17 protein-coding genes are annotated in these 15763 nt (G+C 39.2%); 7 read left to right on the forward strand and 10 right to left on the reverse strand.

Translation table 11 applies throughout. From position 1 onward, the window contains the following. Positions 1-315: 315 nt before the first annotated feature. The 5 genes from ACL8WY_RS07940 to ACL8WY_RS07960 are packed head-to-tail and all read left to right on the forward strand — an operon-like array spanning position 316 to position 5520. Positions 316-1746 carry a sodium:solute symporter family protein gene (locus ACL8WY_RS07940; RefSeq protein WP_436517898.1) on the forward strand — a complete coding sequence of 477 codons (1431 nt, stop codon included), beginning with the start codon at positions 316-318 and terminating at the stop codon, positions 1744-1746. Continuing rightward, the gene (locus ACL8WY_RS07945; protein WP_436517899.1) at positions 1743-2189 is read left to right on the forward strand and encodes a GNAT family N-acetyltransferase; all 447 of its coding nucleotides are present in this window, start codon (positions 1743-1745) and stop codon (positions 2187-2189) included. The genes ACL8WY_RS07940 and ACL8WY_RS07945 overlap by 4 nt, the downstream gene beginning before the upstream one ends. After that, positions 2174-3307, forward strand: coding sequence for an amidohydrolase (locus tag ACL8WY_RS07950; protein WP_436517900.1), 1134 nt, complete (start codon positions 2174-2176; stop codon positions 3305-3307). Before ACL8WY_RS07945 ends, ACL8WY_RS07950 begins: the two co-directional genes overlap by 16 nt. Further along, positions 3300-4448 (forward strand): alanine racemase, encoded by a 1149-nt coding sequence (alr, locus tag ACL8WY_RS07955; RefSeq protein WP_436517901.1) that lies wholly within the window; start codon positions 3300-3302, stop codon positions 4446-4448. Before ACL8WY_RS07950 ends, alr begins: the two co-directional genes overlap by 8 nt. Position 4449: 1 nt before the next feature. Beyond that, positions 4450-5520 (forward strand): alanine racemase, encoded by a 1071-nt coding sequence (locus ACL8WY_RS07960; protein WP_436517902.1) that lies wholly within the window; start codon positions 4450-4452, stop codon positions 5518-5520. Positions 5521-5609: 89 nt separating this feature from the next. Here the strand turns inward: ACL8WY_RS07960 and ACL8WY_RS07965 are convergent, their stop codons facing one another. Continuing rightward, on the reverse strand, positions 5610-6479 hold the full coding sequence (locus ACL8WY_RS07965) for a sigma-70 family RNA polymerase sigma factor (protein ID WP_436517903.1): 870 nt from the start codon (positions 6477-6479) through the stop codon (positions 5610-5612). Between the two features lie 260 nt (positions 6480-6739). On the opposite strand from ACL8WY_RS07965, the gene ACL8WY_RS07970 reads away from it, so the two are divergent. Next, on the forward strand, positions 6740-7762 hold the full coding sequence (locus tag ACL8WY_RS07970) for a fatty acid desaturase (RefSeq protein ID WP_436517904.1): 1023 nt from the start codon (positions 6740-6742) through the stop codon (positions 7760-7762). 103 nt (positions 7763-7865) lie between these two features. Here ACL8WY_RS07970 and ACL8WY_RS07975 read toward each other — a convergent pair whose 3' ends face one another. The 3 genes from ACL8WY_RS07975 to ACL8WY_RS07985 form a co-directional block, all read right to left on the reverse strand. Continuing rightward, positions 7866-8060 (reverse strand): cold-shock protein, encoded by a 195-nt coding sequence (locus ACL8WY_RS07975; RefSeq protein ID WP_436517905.1) that lies wholly within the window; start codon positions 8058-8060, stop codon positions 7866-7868. A 422-nt stretch (positions 8061-8482) separates the two neighbouring features. After that, a complete protein-coding gene (locus ACL8WY_RS07980) occupies positions 8483-9037 on the reverse strand; it encodes a hypothetical protein (RefSeq protein WP_436517906.1) in 555 nt (184 codons plus the stop codon). 4 nt (positions 9038-9041) lie between these two features. After that, positions 9042-9446: a hypothetical protein gene (locus ACL8WY_RS07985; RefSeq protein WP_436517907.1), complete on the reverse strand. Its 405-nt coding sequence runs from the start codon at positions 9444-9446 to the stop codon at positions 9042-9044. 289 nt (positions 9447-9735) lie between these two features. Here ACL8WY_RS07985 and ACL8WY_RS07990 point away from each other — a divergent pair, with 289 nt between their 5' ends. Then, positions 9736-10131: a response regulator gene (locus tag ACL8WY_RS07990; protein WP_436517908.1), complete on the forward strand. Its 396-nt coding sequence runs from the start codon at positions 9736-9738 to the stop codon at positions 10129-10131. 6 nt (positions 10132-10137) lie between these two features. Here the strand turns inward: ACL8WY_RS07990 and ACL8WY_RS07995 are convergent, their stop codons facing one another. The 6 genes from ACL8WY_RS07995 to ACL8WY_RS08020 form a co-directional block, all read right to left on the reverse strand. Then, a complete protein-coding gene (locus tag ACL8WY_RS07995) occupies positions 10138-11664 on the reverse strand; it encodes a sensor histidine kinase (protein ID WP_436517909.1) in 1527 nt (508 codons plus the stop codon). Positions 11665-11700: 36 nt separating this feature from the next. After that, positions 11701-12489 (reverse strand): hypothetical protein, encoded by a 789-nt coding sequence (locus ACL8WY_RS08000; RefSeq protein ID WP_436517910.1) that lies wholly within the window; start codon positions 12487-12489, stop codon positions 11701-11703. Between the two features lie 53 nt (positions 12490-12542). Then, positions 12543-12962 (reverse strand): VOC family protein, encoded by a 420-nt coding sequence (locus ACL8WY_RS08005; protein ID WP_436517911.1) that lies wholly within the window; start codon positions 12960-12962, stop codon positions 12543-12545. Further along, positions 12962-14587, reverse strand: coding sequence for an L-glutamate gamma-semialdehyde dehydrogenase (gene pruA, locus ACL8WY_RS08010; RefSeq protein ID WP_436517912.1), 1626 nt, complete (start codon positions 14585-14587; stop codon positions 12962-12964). The genes ACL8WY_RS08005 and pruA overlap by 1 nt, the downstream gene beginning before the upstream one ends. 86 nt (positions 14588-14673) lie before the next feature. Continuing rightward, on the reverse strand, positions 14674-15360 hold the full coding sequence (locus tag ACL8WY_RS08015) for a YjjG family noncanonical pyrimidine nucleotidase (protein WP_436517913.1): 687 nt from the start codon (positions 15358-15360) through the stop codon (positions 14674-14676). Further along, positions 15357-15740: an ArsR/SmtB family transcription factor gene (locus tag ACL8WY_RS08020; protein ID WP_436517914.1), complete on the reverse strand. Its 384-nt coding sequence runs from the start codon at positions 15738-15740 to the stop codon at positions 15357-15359. The genes ACL8WY_RS08015 and ACL8WY_RS08020 overlap by 4 nt, the downstream gene beginning before the upstream one ends. Positions 15741-15763: the final 23 nt, after the last annotated feature.

A 15763-nucleotide genomic window follows, 5' to 3' on the forward strand; every position in this document is an offset into this window, starting at 1 on the left:
TTTTTTGTTTCCCACCTACGTTCAAAGCAAGTGCAATATCTATTGTTCTAGATCCAGGGCATTGCCAATTGAGAGGCAGCTAAGTGATTTTAGGGTAACGAAGTGATCTAAAATCATAACGAATATTCAGGGTTTTAAAAAACAATGATTGCTCCGATAATTAATTTTTGGCTGTACAGATTATCTGCAAGCATATAATTCTTACCTTTGTAATCTGAAACAACAGGCTAGTCCTTTTATCTTTTATAGCAAGCACCAAACCAGTCACTTCCCCCAATACTTGTGCATAGAGGCACCTAGACTAGGAGGCCTCCGATGATTTTAGACCTACTTATCTTTATTGTATACATCGTCCTTGTTTTACTGGTTGGGATTTATTTCTTCTGTAAAAACAAAAGCGTTGATGACTATTACGTGGCAGGGAGAAATGTTAACCCGTGGCATATCGGACTCTCAGTTGTTGCTACAGATGTCGGCGGTGGCTTTTCAATAGGCTTGGGAGGACTTGGATTTACCATGGGGCTTTCGGGTTCCTGGCTTCTTTTTACTGGATTAATTGGTGCGTGGATGGCGGCTGTTTTACTAATTCCCCAAGTATATAAAATACCTAAAATCCAACAGTTCACCACCCTTCCAGAGATATATGAATTCTTCTACAATAAGAAAGTCGCGATTCTTGCGGGTCTGATCACAACTATTGGCTACTTAAGTTTCACTAGCTCTCAGATCATTGCGGGGGCCAAACTAGCGACAGGCACTTTCCCGGACCTTAATTTTAGCTACGCCGTGATCATCATGGGTGCTGTTGCCATTGGCTACACTATCATTGGAGGATTGAAAGCAGTTATCTACACAGACACCTTTCAGTGGATTATTCTAATTGTTGGGCTGTTGTTTGGTGGAATTCCATTTGCATATCATGCAGTAGGAGGCTGGGAAACTATTCACCAAACACTTTCGCCGGAGCTACTTTCTCTAACCAATGTATCCTGGCAGCAATTGATCAATTGGGCCATCACCATTATTCCTATCTGGTTTGTCGGGATGACGCTCTATCAACGAATATTTGCCAGTAAAGGAAAAAAAGAAGCACAGAAAGCGTGGTATATTGCGGGCCTATTTGAATGGCCTATTATGGCATTTTTAGGGGTTACATTGGGTTTGCTGGCACGCTTAGCATTTGATCAGGGTTTGTTTGCTCCATTAGGATATCCGGTACAATCGGCTATTGACCCTGAACTAGGACTCCCCATCCTTTTAAGAGCAGTCTTACCAACCGGTCTCATGGGCTTGGTGCTCGCAGCTTATTTTTCAGCGGTTATGTCAACAGCCGATAGTTGCTTAATGGCGTGCTCAGGTTCGTTCTTAACAGATTTGCTAAGAGTCAAACCAAAGGCGGGTAACCTTGATAAGAAATCACTTCGATACTCTCAACTTTCTACGTTGGGATTAGGTGCTGTTTCACTAATTATAGCGTTGCTCTTGGAGAATGTACTCAGCGCCATGCTTTTTTCATATGCCTTCATGGTATCGGGACTTTTTGTGCCAATTATAGGTGCACTTTTTTGGAAGAGGTCTACCGCTGCGGGAGCAATGACTGCAATGATTGTCGGCGGAGTGATCACCACTCTTTTAACTATTCTGAAAATTAATTACTTAGGATTCGATCCAAACGCTTATGGAATTTTATCAGCATTGATTTTCTTCATATTGCTTGGGAAATCGAAAAACAGAAAAATGATATGAATATTAAATATGAAAAATATACACCTGCTATGACTGTAGGTCTTTATGAGAAGCAAGAGGTTGCGGCATTTTTATTTCGGCATCTCGGGAAATATGGAGATCCCAAAGAAGATATTATGAAATGTATAGAATACGCTCTCAATACTGGTAAACACCCTGGAGGGGTTATTCTTATAGCTAAATCAGAGCAAGAAATCGTAGGTGCTACCATTATCAATGCCACAGGAATGTCGGGATATATTCCTGAAAACATTTTGGTCTACATTGCCACGCATGAGGAATTTAGAGGTCAGGGAATTGGGAAAAAGCTAATGGAAAATGCTTTTGAACATACCGAAGGAGATATTGCGTTGCATGTAGAATCCGACAATCCGGCAAAAAAATTATATGAGCATTTAGGTTTTGAAAACAAATACTTAGAGATGAGATGGAAGCGGAGTTAGAACAAATCATCAAATTCAGAAGAGAGCTTCATCAATACCCGGAAGTATCTCAAAACGAGTTTGAGACGCAAAAGAGAATCATAAATGCACTAAAGGGAATAGGTATACCAGATCCAATTTCAGTTGGCAATACAGGCGTTATAGTTGTCTTTAGTGGAGCAGAGACTGGGAAATCAGTAATGCTAAGGGCTGACATTGATGCGTTACCAATTCAGGAAACTAACGACTTTCCTCACAAGTCTCAACACATGGGTGTTTCTCACAAATGTGGTCATGACGGACATACCGCTATTATGTATGGAGTGGCTAGGTCATTGCTCAAAAACCCTCCAATAAAGGGGAAAGTGATCCTTCTGTTTCAGCCCGCCGAAGAAAACGGAGAAGGTGCTAAGGCAGTGTTGAAAGATGCTCAATTTGATTTTGAACCTGATTTTGTCTTCGCTTTTCACAACCTTCCCGGCTATCCACTACATCAGGTGGTGGTACGAGACGGATCATTTACTGCTGCTGCTAAGAGCGTTATTCTTAAACTCAATGGTAAGACTTCTCATGCCGCCGAGCCAGAGATGGGTATTAATCCAACCAATGCAATTGCGGAACTAATCTCCTTTTTTGATCAGTTAGCTCAGCCTGATTTGAATCGAGAAGATTTTGCGCTCACTGCCCCGGTACATATTAGCATGGGAGAGAAATCTTATGGTGTAACCGCGGGGTATGCTGAGGTACATTATACACTCAGGAGTTGGAACAATAAAACAATGAACCAGCTCACAGATGCAGTGATCAGGAGAACAAGTGAAATAGCCAGAGAAAATCAGCTTGAGTTGGATATCGATTGGACTCAAGAATTTGACGCTAATCAGAACAATTTGGAGGCGGTTCAGTTCATTCGAGACGCAGCAAAAAATAGTTTTGAATTAGTAGAAAGACCCACTCCATTTAAATGGGGAGAAGATTTCGGGCTATTCACAAAGCGATATAAAGGAGCAATGTTTGGTATTGGGTCAGGCGAGAATTGTCCCGCCCTACACAATCCTGACTATGATTTTCCGGATGAGATTATACCAACAGGAATGAAAATGTTCTTGCAACTGATTGAAGAAGTAACGAATGCATAGCACATCTTACATCGAGCTGGATAAGGAAGCCCTGGGAAACAACATCGATTTTCTGAAAAGCTTGTTTCATGATATCAAGATTTCTTCCGTAGTGAAGGGAAATGCTTATGGACATGGGATTGCGGAGTATATCCCAATCGCTGAATCACAAGGGCTTGATCACTTTTCGGTACATAGTGCCGATGAAGCAAAAGAAGTAATGAAGGCGTTGACAAACACTTCATCACAGATCATGATCATGGGCTTTATTGATAATGATGACCTAAAATGGGCAATAGAAAATCAGGTTTCATTCTTTGTATTTGAATTCGATCGATTAATTAAAGCTGCTGAAATCGCTAATTCACTGAACAAAACTGCTCAGATTCATATCGAATTAGAAACAGGAATGAATCGCACCGGGTTTGCTTACAACGAACTCGATACCTTGGTGAGCTTACTCAAGGCTAATACCAAACAATTAAATTTTTTAGGGTTGTGCACTCATTTCGCGGGAGCAGAGAGCATCGCCAATCATGTCAGAGTTCAAAAACAAAAAGAGCAATACACAAGGATGCAAGCTTATTTGAAAGAGAATGGATTAGAACCTGAAATGAAGCATACCTGCTGTTCAGCAGCTTCCATAAGACTCCCGGAAATGCGCTTTGACATGGTTCGTATAGGAATTCTACAATATGGATTCTGGCCGAGCAGAGAGGTTTTTATTGAGCATTTAAAAGGAAAAAAACTGAAAGAAGATCCTCTTAAAAGAATCATTTCCTGGAGAAGTACAGTCATGAATATTAAGCAAGTTGAAATTGGGGAATTTATCGGATATGGAACAACTTATTTAGCTCAAAGAGATACTACGATAGCGATTGTTCCTATTGGTTATTCCCATGGCTTCAGTAGATCCTTAAGCAATCAAGGCAGAGTATTAATCAATGGATATAGAGTGCCTGTGGTTGGGATCGTGAATATGAATAATATGGCTGTAGATGTAACCGAAGTGCCCCAAGTGAGAAAAGGCGATGAGGTGATCTTGATCGGCAAAGAGAAAGAAGTAGAGATTAGTGTATCTTCTTTTGGCGAGCTAAGCGACCAATTAAATTATGAACTTTTGACACGATTACCTGCAAAAATCCCAAGACGCATAAAATAAGATGGCATTTATAGAACTTTATAAGGATAAGCTGGAGAAGAATTACCAATTCCTCGATTCATTATTTAAAAAGAATAATATCGAATGGGCAGTGGTTTCCAAGCTACTTTGTGGAAACGAAAAATACCTGACGGAGCTTCTTGCTCTTGGACCAAAAGAGGTGTGTGATTCACGGATCAGCAACTTAAAACAGATCAAAAAAATCGATCCGAATGTACAAACTGTTTACATTAAACCGCCAGCAAAAAGAAGCATCGCCAATATTGTAAAATACGCTGATGCAAGTTTCAATACCGAATATCGAACCATTAAATGGATATCAGATGAGGCGGTGAAGCAAAACAAAATTCATAAGATAATCATCATGGTTGAGCTAGGCGACCTTCGAGAAGGCGTAATGGGTGAGGAATTAATGGATTTTTATGGGTCTGTATTTGAGCTTCCCAATATTAAGGTTACCGGAATTGGAGCCAACCTTAATTGCCTTTATGGGGTAATGCCATCCGAAGATAAACTCATTCAGCTTAGTTTATACAAACAATTGATTGAGGCTAAGTTCGATTGTAAAATTCCATGGGTTACAGGTGGCACTACTGTAGTCATTCCTCTTATTTTTCGCCATCAAATACCCGATGGAATCAATCACTTCAGGGTAGGGGAAGCATTGTATTTTGGTGCCGACCTGGTAAATGGCGGAACCATTGCAGGTATGGAAGAAGATGTCTTCAAGCTATTTGCGGAAATAATCGAAATAACGGAGAAACCAAAAGTGCCGACAGGCTTATTGGATACCAATCCTTCCGGTGAAACCTTTGATGTGAACGAGGAGGATTATGGAAAAAGCTCTTACCGATTGATATTAGACATTGGTTTACTAGACGTTTCAGAAGAATTTCTGATTCCGGATGATCCCAATATTAGACTTACAGGTGCAAGTTCTGATATGTTAATTGCTGATCTTGGAGACTCTACAGGAAAATATAAAGTAGGTGATTTGATTTCTTTTCGGCTCAAATATATGGGAGCTCTCAGCCTTTTTAATTCAAATTATATTGAAAAAAGGGTTGTTTAATATCCATCCCAACTCATTGAGACATGATGAATGGCAATTCGCCAAGTTTTTTGCTTATGAAATGAAATCAGCTTGATCATATCTCTGGACTAGTTCAAATGTGATCTTAACAGAGCGCTCACCTTCACACTTTGCTTTAGTTTGAACAAAGCACTTTCTTTTATTTGACGCACACGTTCCATCGAAATTTCAAAACGCATACCTATGTCATTCAAGGTCAAAACTGGTGTGTTATTAAGTCCATAAAAGTGAATTAAGACTTCTGACTCTCGAGTCGTCAACATATCAAGCACATTATTGATGTCTGCTTTGCAAGAATCGAGGAGAGAGGTCGCTTCCGGATTGACAGCTTCCGGATCTTCCAATACATTAATTAAATTGGTAACCTCTTCAGTCATTAATGGCGCATCGAGCGAAGCAGCGTGACTACCCACTCTTTTTATTTGAATAACATAATCTTCTGTAAGATCAAGAGCTTCTGCTACCTCATCATCTGTAGGTTCACGTTCATACTTTTGTTCCAATTCGGCAAATGAACGAGTTACTCTGTTATAGCTACTTACACGATTGATTGGCTGTCTTACTACTCTCGAGTTTTCAGATATCGCCGCTATAATTGCTTGTCTTATCCACCAGACTGCATAGGATATAAACTTAAATCCTCTGGTCTCATCAAACTTGCTGGCAGCTTTTATCAAACCCACATTGCCTTCGCTGATTAAATCTCCCAAGGTCAAGTTATGTATCCCTCGATCATACTGTTTCGCAACTGAGACAACAAATCTCAAGTTTGCCTTTGTCAATTTTTCTAATGCTACCTGATCACCCTTCCGTATTCTTTGGGTCAGTTTTACTTCTTCGTCAGCAGTTATCAAAGGAACTTTATCAATTTCCAGGAAATACTTTTCAAGCGTTGGAGTTCTTTTTGTGATCTGCGAAAGAATTTTTAATTGCTTCATTTAATGATTTTTTGATGCTAAGACTGCTTATTTTGCTGAGAGTCAAGACCAAAGTCTTAGCTAAAAAATGAAGCCTATTCCATTTATCAGGAGGTTATATAAAGGTAGTTCTATTTAAACTACCGATAACAATATGTATTGCCAAAGCAACTTTAAAGCCTTTTGGATGATTTTTTATCCTGTTTTATTTGAGGCTAATCACTCTATAGACAACCAATTCCTCTACCTTACTTCCGGCTTTTTAAAAACAAATTTTCTGCATGGCATTTATTGATAAAGTACTCAAAGTCCCTTCTTATGGTTGGGCAGATGAAAATGGCGAACTGGTTGTACCAAGTACGAAACAGCTGTATAAAGAGTTCTTCTCCCGATTAAACTTTTTCAAAAACAGGAAAAATTGGATATCAGCGATCAGTTGGGTGATGGTATTTTGTCTATTTCTGTTTTTCATTCCATTTCTGGTGTACCATTTTAGTCTTGCAACGCTTCTCTTTTTTATTCTTTATGCGATGATAATAATGAGTACCCACGGCACCATTTGGTTTCATAGATATTGTACGCACAAGGCCTACAAATTCTCACATCCTATATGGAGAATCATTACTCAAAACCTGGTCATTAAGACATTTCCTGAAGAGATTTACGTTATTTCTCACCATGTCCACCATGCTAAGTCTGATCTGCCAGGTGATCCTTATAATCCGAAAGGTGGTCTTATGTACTGCATGATGTCGGATGTAAATCACCAAAGTATAGCCGAAGATTTGAATGAACAAGATTATCAGAAAGCAGCTAATTTCATGGCTCATACAGGAGTTCGAATCAATTCATATAAGCAATATCAGAAATGGGGTTCTGTTGCCTCTCTTTCATATACACTTTCCCTTTGGGTTATAAATTGGGCAATATGGTACACTATTTTCTATGCTATTGGAGGACATGCAATAGCTACTGCTGCTTTCAGTGCAGCAATGTTTTGGTTTGTGCTGGTTCGAGCTTTTAATTACACAGGACATGGCAAGGGAGATGTGGCTCATAAGGAGGGTATTGATTTTGATAGAAGCAACTTATCAATCAATCAGACCAGACCTGGGTGGTTTTCTGGTGAATGGCACAATAATCACCATCTCTATCCTAGAAGTGCTCAGGCAGGATTTCTTCCATACCAATTAGACCTGGCATGGATCTATATTTATTGCCTGAATAAAATTGGAATGATCTCCTCATATAAGAACAATAAAAGAGATTTTCTAGAGAAATACATTGATAAAGAAAAGGCCTAACGTCAATATCATATTCAAATCATAATGCTATTCTTAAGTTGTAGCGCATAAAAAAACCATCATAATCGATGGTTTTTTTAAACTTGAATTCATGGATATTGCTTTAGCTAATCACCTTCACATTGACGGCATTCATGCCTTTTTTCCCTTTCTCAAGGTCAAAATTCACTCTATCATTTTCTTGTATTTCGTCTACCAATCCAGATTCGTGGACATATACATCTTCTCTCGAATCTGTAGGGCTAATAAATCCAAATCCCTTGGAATTATTGAAAAACTTAACGGTTCCTTCTTTCATTATATTACTATTTATTGTCTTACTGAGATTGAATTGTTAGGCAATTCTTAAATCACATTTATCATTTTTAATTAACGCCTCCGTGTTGCTTAGACTCATGAATCAATCTCAAGGAAGTTCAGAATGAAATATCCGAAGACTTACTAGTTACTGGCTCCTTGCCTTCTAATGAGGAACTTGGTAGGAATGGAAGAAAATCTGGGGTTGTCTTAGATTCTTACGTAAGAACAATGAAGGTTAATCTTGTTCTCGTTCTTGAATAGCTAAGTAAAGCTACCTTAGAAAGCTGGCTATTCCTATGAATGCAGTTGATTGTTTGGAAGGGTAGTTCTAATGCAGTGGCTTGAACTATTCAGTGATTTATAAATCCTTTTTGCTCCAAGAATGCATTTTCGCTATTTCAGCATCCCTGAAATCATCAATTAAAGTACGCCTATCACATAACCTAGACCTATTCCCAGCACTCCGACCACAATTTTATCGGTAAAACCATTCCACCAGATCCCCCTGATCTCTTGCTTCAATTTATTTATGGTCTGATCCATCTCTCCAATCTGCTTTTTAAGGTCCTGATTATTCTTTGCAAGTTCAGAATTGTTCTGTTTTAATGAAGCAAGGTTTCTATCAAGGTCATTTAGTATCTGTTCCAGGTCTACATCTGCTTCCGCTGATGATGATTCCATTCGTTTTAGGAGTTTTGTTACTAATTTCTCGACCTCTTTAACCTTATCGAGCAAATCTTCATTGATGGTTTTTAGTTGGGCATTCGTCTTTCGAGTGTTTTCCAGTTGATCTAGTTTTTCATTTAGCAACACCGCTCTCTCCCGACTGATCAGATAAGCGGTATCTGCCTGTATTCTTACCAAATCTCCTTGCTTCAAAATCAGCTTTTGATCGCTGTTTCTAAACTTGATTTCCTGCCCTACTAGCGAGATAGAAATTGAAAAAAAGAAAATAAATAAATAGTGAGTTTTCATAAGTCTAAAATCTAAGGCCATCAAGATTTACTGTATCAGGAGGAATTGAAACATCGATCGTGTCGTATGCTGCCACCAATTGTCCAAGTTCGTTACGAATATTGCTCAAGCTGTTATTTTGTGCTTTTGATATTGTGGCTAGCTTTTCCTTGAACTCTGATATTTGCGTCCTCGTATTGCTGAACTCAGCGTAAAGGTTTACATATTTTTTTTCGAGCTCAATATATTCGGATTCCACTGCTTGAAGCGTGTCGATGCGAAGTTCCAGTTCTTGTGTCAGTTTTTTGGCTTCTCTCAATGAGGTTCTACCGAACAGTATGTTGAGGCCAAAGGTTAAGGCCAGGCCAACTACAACTACCGTTTGCCATTTCACTTGCCTGAAGGCATTCGTATTGAAAAACGTTTTCATGAGTAGGTGTTTGAGGTTAAAGGTGGCAAGTTACCATCCTAGGTTTCACATGCTATGTGATATTAAAAATAACGTAATCATGCTTAGTTTCCCTAAAAATCTTAAAATGCTCGTAACCAATCTTCAAATAATTCTATTTAGTGAATTGTTCAAGAAAAAGTAATCAGATCAATAAGCCTCTTCACCTTAGTTCTTTCCAGCATAATCGAATTTTCTTCAAAAAAGCCACATGTCAAATCATATTTCACCTCTGCTTTCTTAACTTTAGAATCTAATTCATCGCTAACCATTGGAAACTTTTAAGAAGGTACTATTAATCGACGATGATGATATCGTTAATTCAATCAACTCGGTAATCATCAAACACGCCAAATTTGCTAATGAGGTTGAGTCTATCAACAATGTTCCGGGTGCCATCGAGTTACTAAATCAGATTAAGTCATCTCAGGACTCCCCAGATGTGATTTTCTTAGATTTGAATATGCCCGGTCAGGACGGCTGGGATTTCATTGAAGAATATGAGAAACTAAACATGAATGGATCTACGAAGGTCATAATGCTTACCTCCTCTATTTCTGCAAAGGATGAAGAAAGAGCATCCTCTTCAAATTGCATTACAGCGTTTATTTCTAAACCTCTGTCTCCAGAGCTCCTGGAAAATATCTACGAAAGCCACTTGGTTTAAACTTTATTAATTCAGACGTAGCGCGAATGTAGCGCCCTTTCGAGGTTCACTCTCCACTCTTACACCACCTCTGTGATAGTCTATAATTGTCTTGATTATATACAAGCCAAGTCCAGATCCGTCTACATGAGAATGCAGCCTGGTATAAGGTCTGAATATTTCATTCTTGAACTTAATGGCATCAAAACCAAGGCCATTGTCTTTAAAGATGATGGTTGTATGACCGCTAACCTGTTTGGACTTTATTCTTATTTGTAAAGGCTTCTCAGGATCACGATAGGATAAAGAATTTAAAAGCAAATGCTTGAATATGGCCTTCAATTGTGACTTTGGATAATGAATCAAAGGTGCTTCTGAGAAATCTTTCTTGATAGCTGCATTTGAGCTTTTGATCTTACCGAGATGATTCGAAACAACTTCTTTGAGCACCTCATCAATGTCTAATTCTTCACCGTCGGATGACAATTCCTCTCGAATTTTATTTACCTCAACAAGAGAAGTCACAGTTTTTTCTAGCTGCTGGTTGGTTTTTCTGGCGTTGTTGAGAATCGCCTTGTAATTCGACTGGTTAAGATTCTCTTTCCCGAGCATCTCTAGCAAAGAACCCAAATTGGTAATGGGCGCTTTTAGATCATCTGCTGTGCTGTATGAAAAATGGATGAATTGTTCAATTTCTGCCTGAGAATAGGCTAAGCGATCTGCCATGCCATTAAATGACTCTACAATGTCGCTAGTTATGCTGTTTGAGCTCAATTTAATCTTTGCATCGTAGTTTCCTGATCCTATCCTTTCAGCTCCGGTTCTTATATCCTCCAACGGACGCCAAATGCGATAACTAAAAGTATAGACAGCTAAAAGGGACAATATCACAAACAATAAGGTGAGTGTAACAATCCACTTCATAGAAAGCACTTCTTCTTGCTCTACTACTTTCACCAATGCTTCAGTAAACATTTCATGACGCATCAAAACTCCCTCCACTTGCTTGTTGAATTGATCTTCTTCTGCTTCTACCCGCTCTGAGGCAAACACAGCTTCTTCAATTCTTCTTTCCTCCAATAAGTTGATTACTTCCAAAGCATGTGTTTCATAACTGGTATGATCGCTTTCCAGCTTCTTTATAGAGAGAAGTAAACCCTTTAATTTGATGCGCTGCGCCTCCTGCTGTGTTTGTTTCAATGCATCCGTGACTTCCTGTTCGGCCTCTAGTAAATCAACATCTACCAACTGTGCTAAATATCTAAAGGTACTGTCTGCCTCAGCAAAGCCCTGAAGAGCGATATCACTATTGGTTTCAAGCTCCTCAGAATACCTTATTGCTCTTTCAAATGCAATCGCTTGCTCCAATTGATTCGTTTCAATTTGAGTCAGAATTTCTATGATTGGTAAATCAATATTGGCGACATCATCAATGTCTTTATGAGTGGCCACAATTCTGAGTAGGCTAAAAGCGCCAATTATCAAAATCAGGAAAATGATAAAGGTGCTTCGGCGAAGAATTATTTCTTTAATTCGATTAGGTCTTCGGGTCATGGTGAATGCTCGAGCGTAATTTCAGGTTTGGAGCGACTAATCTAATTCAATTTTGGCGGTCATGACTCGAATAGCATCATCAAGATTCATCGTTTCAATTTTTAACTGCTGAAGAAGCTCTTCGTAAGTCTCTCTGCTTTCCCAGTTTAATTTAATCAAATCAATCAGTGCGAGTATGGTAGAGAGCGGGTGCCTGATACTATGTGAGGTGTAAAAAGCGTGATCAGAAAGCTTACGTGCGAGTTTTTCTTTCTCCCTTTCTTCGCCTTTTAGCGAGCTCAGTTCATTTCTATGGAGAAAGTCTTCTTTCAAACGCAATAAAGCATCGTAGCATTGGCTGATCATAGAGGCGCCTGTAATTAGAATGAGTTTGTCCTGATCTGCAAAATCTTTGTTGGCTTGCCACTCTACTGAAATAACTCCAAAAAGCCTATTGTCATTCCAAACCTGGATGCAGGCCCAGGATCTTAGACGATTTTTAAGCAAGTAATCAATGGCGAATTCCTCATAATTCTCGGTGGAATCATTACTCTCAATATAGATAAACTCTTGCTCCTTTAGTTGCTCCATAAATGCTGGGAAACTTGCCTTATCTAGTGCTTGACCAACAGACGGACGATTACTTTCCGTATCAAAAGACTGAATACTTTCAAATTCATCTTTCTCTGAGCGATAAAGCCAAAATGAAGCGCGAGAGGCACTTGTTGATTTACACACAACAGGAATCAGTTCAATAACAAAGTCTTTAAACTTTCCGCCCTGCAAAGCTTCCGATCTGGTAAGCTCCAATATAGCATCTGCTTTCTGCGTGTTTTGTTGATTCATAAATGTCTGAAAAATGAAGGTATAGAAGATATTCGAAAAAAGGAATCTTCAATCTATTTAGCAAATAGATCCTCATCGTTTTTAAACGCTTTAAACTCCAGTGCGTTTCCAGATGGATCAGAAAAAAACATCGTTGCCTGCTCGCCAACCTCACCTTCAAACCTTACATAGGGTTCTATGATAAAACTCACTTTAGCCGCTTTTAGCCTTGCAGACAATGACTCCCAATCTGACCATTCAAGAACAACACCAAAATGAGGAACTGGAACAGCCTTATCATCGACCGGATTGACATTTGCTTTATCAATGTTATCTACTTTATGGATGACAAACTGGTGGCCGTAAAAATTAAAATCTACCCAGCAATCAGATGAACGACCTTCGTCAAAACCCATAACCTCCCTGTAAAAGACTCGGGTTTCCTCTAAGTCTTTTACCGGAACGGCTAAATGAAATGGTCGTAAAGTACTCATTACCCTAAAAATGGATATCTGTAATCAGTTGGTGAAACAAACGTTTCCTTGATCGTTCGCGCACTTACCCATCTCATCAAGTTCATCATTGCTCCGGCTTTATCGTTAGTACCAGAACCTCTTGCACCACCAAATGGCTGTTGTCCAACCACGGCTCCAGTTGGCTTATCGTTAATGTAGAAGTTGCCTGCAGCATTTCTAAGCTTGTATGTAGCTAAATCAACCGCGTATCTGTCTTTGCTAAAAATAGCTCCTGTAAGTGCATAAGGAGAGGTTTGATCCACAACATCAAGTGTTTCTTCAAACTTGTTCTCATCATATACATGAATAGTGAGTACCGGACCGAAGATTTCTTCACACATGGTTCTGTACTTAGGATCTTTTGCTTCTATCACAGTCGGCTCAACAAACCACCCTTTAGAATCATCGTAGTTTCCACCTGCAATTATCTCTGCATCTTTATCTGCTTTGGCCTGATCGATATACGCCGAAATTTTCTTGAAAGCCACTCCATCTATTACCGCGTTAACAAAGTTTGATGGGTCTTCAGGAGATCCCATTTTGATTGATTTCAAATCCTCAATCATGAATTTCTTTACGTCGGCCCAAAGGTTTGATGGCACATACGCTCTAGACGCAGCGCTACATTTTTGTCCCTGAAATTCGAAGGCCCCTCTAACTAGACCAGTTGCTAGTTCTTTTGCGTCTGCAGATTTATGAGCAACAACAAAGTCTTTTCCTCCAGTCTCACCAACAATTCTCGGATAAGTCTTGTAGGTATCAAGGTTTGCTCCAATGGTTTTCCAAAGAGTTTTAAATACACCTGTACTTCCCGTGAAGTGTAATCCAGCAAAGTCAGGATGATTAAATACAACATCTCCCGCCACGGGTCCATCCACATATATAAGGTTGATTACGCCATCAGGTAATCCTGCTTTTTTGAATACCTCCATAATTACCTGTGCAGAATAAACTTGCGTATAACTTGGTTTCCACACGATGGTATTTCCAAGCATGGCAGGTGCCGCTGGTAAGTTTCCGGAAATGGCCGTAAAGTTGAATGGAGTAATAGCGAAAAGGAATCCTTCAAGTGGTCTATATTCCATCCTGTTCCAAATACCTTCAGAAGAGATTGGCTGCTGCATATACAGCTCCTGCATAAATGAGACATTGAATCTTAAAAAATCAATAAACTCACAAGCCGCATCTATTTCAGCCTGATGCACATTTTTTCCTTGTCCCAACATAGTAGCCGCATTGATCTTGGCTCTGTAAGGTCCGGCGATTAAGTCTGCCGCCTTCAGAAAGATGCTCGCTCTATTTTCCCAAGTCATTTTCTCCCAATCTTGCTTTGCGCCAAGGGCTGCATCAATTGCACCCTTAACGTGAGAGGCGTCTCCCTCAGAAAAATGACCAAGCACGTGCTGATGATCGTGTGGGCAGGTCATTGGTATTTTGTTGTCTGTATGAACCTCCTTATCGCCAATGTACATTGGCACTTCGATTTGCTGGTTATACATCTCTTTATATTTAGCCAATAGCTCTTCACGCGGTGCAGTTCCGGGAGCATAACTTAGAATTGGCTCATTGATTGGTTCAGGTATAAAAAAATTTCCTTTTGGCATCTCTCTTTCATTTATAGATAGGAGCGCAAAAGTAAGGCGAATAGTTCAAAAAAAATCCTGTGAGAGAGTCAGAAATATCTTGTGATCTAAAGTAGCTTCAAAAGCTCCATGTGAGATTGAATGGTAAAATCCGCTAATGATTTTTTTCTTCCGGAAGGATCATAAAATACTGTTTTCATCCCAAAATCTCTTGCTCCCTGAATGTCTGTACGCGGGTTGTCTCCTATCATGATGCTCTCAGACTTTCCTGCCTGTGCTTCTTTTAAAGAATATTCAAAAATCCCTGGGCTTGGTTTACGTGAATCTGAGCACTCAGATGTCACCATCACCTTAAAGAATTTTGTAATGCCTGAGCTACTTAATTTCCTGTTTTGAGCATCTAAAAATCCATTTGTAATGATGTGAAGTTCATACTTGCCAGATAGATAATGAAGTGCGGTCAGTGCATCTTCCATTAGGTATGGCTTCTGAGAGCAATTATTCAGAAAGTAAGCGGACGCTTCTTCGGATTTTATTTCATCTATCCCGGTCGAAGTAAATATCTCGCTAAACCTTTGTGTTTTTATGTATTCACGATCAATCAAACCGTCATTGTATTTGACCCATAGTTTGTTATTTACTTCATAAAAAGTGTTGACAAACTTCTTTATGGTCAGACCGGATTTGGATAATTCCAACTGAGTATAAATTTCCGACAAAGTTTCATGAGCGCTTCGATCGTAATCCCACAGTGTATGATCAAGATCGAAGAAAATGTGTTTGATTCCCTTCACCTATTATATTTTTTCGCCTCTATCTTATTCTTTGCAAGCGCAAGATTAGCATTCATTGTATTATATATCTCAAGATCTTTACGCAGAACTGGATCTTTACTTAAAAACTCAAAGATCTGGCTAACCATATCATATCCTTCTTCTTTGATACTGTAAAAAACCCACTGGTCAAATTTTCGATAAGTGACCAAACCAGCATTTTTCAAATACGTAATATGACGTGAAGTCTTTGTTTGGGTAAAATCTAAGATTGCTTCCAGGTCAGAAATACAAAGTTCTTCCTGGCGGTACAAAAGATGAATGATACGCGTACGGGACTCATCCGAAAATGACTTGAAAATCTGGGTGCCATAAGACAAGTTGAAATTCTTGAGCCTCATTTTTTCACTACTTTTACCGAAGT

This window comes from Ekhidna algicida (assembly GCF_051379705.1).
Taxonomy (GTDB): Bacteria; Bacteroidota; Bacteroidia; order Cytophagales; family Cyclobacteriaceae; genus Ekhidna.

What these genes read in the sequence shown, in the direction of transcription:
- ACL8WY_RS08005 (WP_436517911.1), bottom strand. Translation starts at nt 12,962, where the DNA reads ATGAGTACTTTACGACCATTTCATTTAGCCGTTCCGGTAAAAGACTTA.
- ACL8WY_RS07965 (WP_436517903.1), bottom strand. Translation starts at nt 6,479, where the DNA reads ATGAAGCAATTAAAAATTCTTTCGCAGATCACAAAAAGAACTCCAACG.
- ACL8WY_RS07970 (WP_436517904.1), top strand. Translation starts at nt 6,740, where the DNA reads ATGGCATTTATTGATAAAGTACTCAAAGTCCCTTCTTATGGTTGGGCA.
- ACL8WY_RS07945 (WP_436517899.1), top strand. Translation starts at nt 1,743, where the DNA reads ATGAATATTAAATATGAAAAATATACACCTGCTATGACTGTAGGTCTT.
- pruA (WP_436517912.1), bottom strand. Translation starts at nt 14,587, where the DNA reads ATGCCAAAAGGAAATTTTTTTATACCTGAACCAATCAATGAGCCAATT.
- ACL8WY_RS08000 (WP_436517910.1), bottom strand. Translation starts at nt 12,489, where the DNA reads ATGAATCAACAAAACACGCAGAAAGCAGATGCTATATTGGAGCTTACC.
- alr (WP_436517901.1), top strand. Translation starts at nt 3,300, where the DNA reads ATGCATAGCACATCTTACATCGAGCTGGATAAGGAAGCCCTGGGAAAC.
- ACL8WY_RS08020 (WP_436517914.1), bottom strand. Translation starts at nt 15,740, where the DNA reads ATGAGGCTCAAGAATTTCAACTTGTCTTATGGCACCCAGATTTTCAAG.
- ACL8WY_RS07975 (WP_436517905.1), bottom strand. Translation starts at nt 8,060, where the DNA reads ATGAAAGAAGGAACCGTTAAGTTTTTCAATAATTCCAAGGGATTTGGA.
- ACL8WY_RS07940 (WP_436517898.1), top strand. Translation starts at nt 316, where the DNA reads ATGATTTTAGACCTACTTATCTTTATTGTATACATCGTCCTTGTTTTA.
- ACL8WY_RS07960 (WP_436517902.1), top strand. Translation starts at nt 4,450, where the DNA reads ATGGCATTTATAGAACTTTATAAGGATAAGCTGGAGAAGAATTACCAA.
- ACL8WY_RS07995 (WP_436517909.1), bottom strand. Translation starts at nt 11,664, where the DNA reads ATGACCCGAAGACCTAATCGAATTAAAGAAATAATTCTTCGCCGAAGC.
- ACL8WY_RS07950 (WP_436517900.1), top strand. Translation starts at nt 2,174, where the DNA reads ATGGAAGCGGAGTTAGAACAAATCATCAAATTCAGAAGAGAGCTTCAT.
- ACL8WY_RS07985 (WP_436517907.1), bottom strand. Translation starts at nt 9,446, where the DNA reads ATGAAAACGTTTTTCAATACGAATGCCTTCAGGCAAGTGAAATGGCAA.
- ACL8WY_RS07980 (WP_436517906.1), bottom strand. Translation starts at nt 9,037, where the DNA reads ATGAAAACTCACTATTTATTTATTTTCTTTTTTTCAATTTCTATCTCG.